The 2,462-nt window shown below is 68.4% G+C and carries 4 protein-coding genes and 1 tRNA gene; 3 read left to right on the forward strand and 2 right to left on the reverse strand.

Going from position 1 to position 2,462, the window contains the following annotated elements; all coding sequences use genetic code 11:
* Nucleotides 1–84: 84 nt before the first annotated feature.
* Together I5G_RS07045 and I5G_RS21165 are read right to left on the reverse strand one after the other, a co-directional pair.
* The gene (locus I5G_RS07045) at nt 85–891 is read right to left on the reverse strand and encodes a carbon-nitrogen hydrolase family protein (protein ID WP_026095721.1); all 807 of its coding nucleotides are present in this window, start codon (nt 889–891) and stop codon (nt 85–87) included.
* Nucleotides 888–1,415, reverse strand: a complete 528-nt coding sequence (locus tag I5G_RS21165) for a DUF6328 family protein (protein ID WP_022878426.1) — start codon at nt 1,413–1,415, stop codon at nt 888–890. The genes I5G_RS07045 and I5G_RS21165 overlap by 4 nt, the downstream gene beginning before the upstream one ends.
* An 84-nt stretch (nt 1,416–1,499) precedes the next feature.
* On the opposite strand from I5G_RS21165, the gene I5G_RS07055 reads away from it, so the two are divergent.
* From I5G_RS07055 to I5G_RS27215, 3 genes are all read left to right on the forward strand, one after another.
* Nucleotides 1,500–1,573 (forward strand) — tRNA-Met (locus tag I5G_RS07055).
* 254 nt (nt 1,574–1,827) lie between these two features.
* Nucleotides 1,828–2,253, forward strand: a complete 426-nt coding sequence (locus I5G_RS07060; RefSeq protein ID WP_022878427.1) for an SMI1/KNR4 family protein — start codon at nt 1,828–1,830, stop codon at nt 2,251–2,253.
* 119 nt (nt 2,254–2,372) lie between these two features.
* A partial coding sequence (locus tag I5G_RS27215; RefSeq protein ID WP_022878428.1) for a CPCC family cysteine-rich protein occupies nt 2,373–2,462 on the forward strand: 90 nt, incomplete at its 3' end.

Raw genomic sequence — 2,462 nt, forward strand, 5'->3', positions numbered from 1 at the left:
GCTTCGCGGCGTGCAAGCGGGTCGAGGTGCTGACCGACGCCGTGGAGCGGCTCTCGGCCCTGTCGCGGGCCTGACCGCACGGGGTCAGCGCGGGGTGACGCGGAAGCGCCGCAGCTCGAGCGCGGGGTTCACCCGCCGCACGCGGGCGATCGCACCGGTGTCGATTCGCGCGACCGCGACGTCCGTCGCCGTGCCGATCGTGACGAGCGCGACGCCCTGCGGGTCGACGACCATCGAGTGACCGACACCGAGGGGCGGCGGGTGATCTGCGCCCGCGACGAAGAACGTGTTCTCGATCGCCCGTGCCGTCAGGAGGGTCGTCCAGTGATGTTCTTTTAGGGGTCCGCGCACCCACTCCGCGGGGACCAGGGCGACATCGACCCCGGCGTCGGCGAGGGTGCGCGACACCTCCGGAAAGCGAAGGTCGTAACAGGTCATGAGACCGAATCGCAGGCCGTCGACCTCGAACGTCTCGGGCGGGGCGATCTCGCCGGGCGCCACCCAGTCCGACTCCCGCTGCCCGAACGCGTCGTAAAGGTGCAGCTTGCGATAAACGGCCTGGATGCCGGCTCCCCCGACGGCCACGACGGTGTTGCGGACGCGCCGCCCGTCGTCGGCCCGCTCGACCAGGCCCGCGACCAGCACGACGTCGAGTTCGGCGGCCAGAGCCTGGAGCGCGGCCGTGAAGGGGCCGTCGAGGTCCTCGGCGTTCTCAGCGAGGGACGTGTCGAACGGGTCGACGAAGTAGCTGGAGTACTCGGGGAACACGATGACCCGAGCGCCACGGGCCGCAGCCGTCCGAGCGAGGTCGGTGATGGCATCCACGTTCGCCGGCTTCGAGGCGGCCGGGGCGAACTGCGCCACCGCCACTCCCACGCTGTCGTGTGTCATCCGCGTCCCTTCTCGCCGGTCCGGCCGTCGCCGCTGGCACGGCGGAGAACGGCCGGGCCCACCACCCACAGTACGAGGATGACGACCGCGAGGACGACCACGGCGACCACGGCGGCTTCGACGCCGATCACGACGTCGAAGACGAACGCCACGACGCCGGTGAGCAGCACCGCCACTGCGGTGAGCGCGGCGATCAATGCGCGGTGACCGAACCGGACGACGACGGGCTTCACTCCGCGGTGGAAGACGGCGCGGTGGAGGGCGACGGGCGCGAGCGCGAGGATCGCCGTGAGTGCCGACAGTCCGACCAGCACGAGGTAGCCGGTGCGCTGGGGTCCGCTGAGGTCGGCGAACGCGGGCTGGAACGCCAGCGCGAGCAGAAAGCCGGTGAGGATCTGGGTGCCGGTCTGCAGCACCCGCAGCTCCTGCAGCACGTCGGCCCAGTTGCGGTCCGCACGCTGCGCGGCGCTCTCGGGACGCCCGTCCCGGAGGTCGTCCTGGGGGTCGTCGGTGGGGGTCAGCATCCCCGCATCCTGTCGCGTCGCGGGGGTCGGAAGCAACGCCGATTCGACACACGTCAAAACCCGTGCTAGGTTTATCTCTTGTGCCGCGGGGTGGAGCAGCTCGGTAGCTCGCTGGGCTCATAACCCAGAGGTCGCAGGTTCAAATCCTGTCCCCGCAACAAATGAAGGCCCCGAATCTCCGGATTCGGGGCCTTCGCCTTTCACTCCTGAGTTGGATGTCGGGGTGTCGTCCCGCGTTGCCGGGTTCTCGACCGGTCGCGACATCGTCACCGAACAGGCTCCCGCTCCCTGCATAATGCGCGCATGCCGTCGACACCCACGCTTTCTTCCAGTGAATGCATTTCGGAGACCTGTCACACGGACGCTCCCGACATGACCGTCATCAGCGCCGATGACTAGCGGCCAGGATGTCGTGTCCCTCATCCGCGGCACCCCCAACCCCCTCACCGGTACCGGGGTGGACGAGGCGATGATCGCCGACGCGGAAGCAGGCGTCGGCACGCTTCCTCACGACTACCGCCGGTTCCTGCGCGACGTCGGGTGGGCCATGCTGGGAGGCACTGCCGTATGGGGGTTGGGCGACGGATTCCCGTATGACGAGTCTTTCGTCGAGCTGACGCTCAGCGAGCGAGAGAGGTACGGGTTGCCCAGCCACCTGATCGCCTTCTCCAACAATGGGGCCGGCGACATGCTGTGCTTTGCCCGCCAAGACGACGGCGCGACGGATGAGCGCGTATTCGTCCACCTGCACGAAACCCGTCGGACGGTCGCGGAGGCCGGTTCCTTCCTGGAGTGGCTCGCCCGCCGCGCTTCGGTCGAGCGAGTCATCCGAAGGTGATGCGCAGTTCGTCCAGTCCAGCATCGGCTCAGGCACGTGTCCGCAGGCCCATCGAGCCGCTCACGCTCCGGGAGCGACTGACACGACCCGACGGAGCGATTCCCTGGAAATTCGGCCGCATGTTCCCCTGTGCGTGCTGCGGATACCTCATGTTCAAGCAAGAGCCGGGAAGCCACGAGATCTGCACGATTTGTTACTGGCAGGACGAT

Source organism: Microbacterium sp. B19 (assembly GCF_000333395.1).
GTDB lineage: Bacteria > Actinomycetota > Actinomycetes > Actinomycetales > Microbacteriaceae > Microbacterium.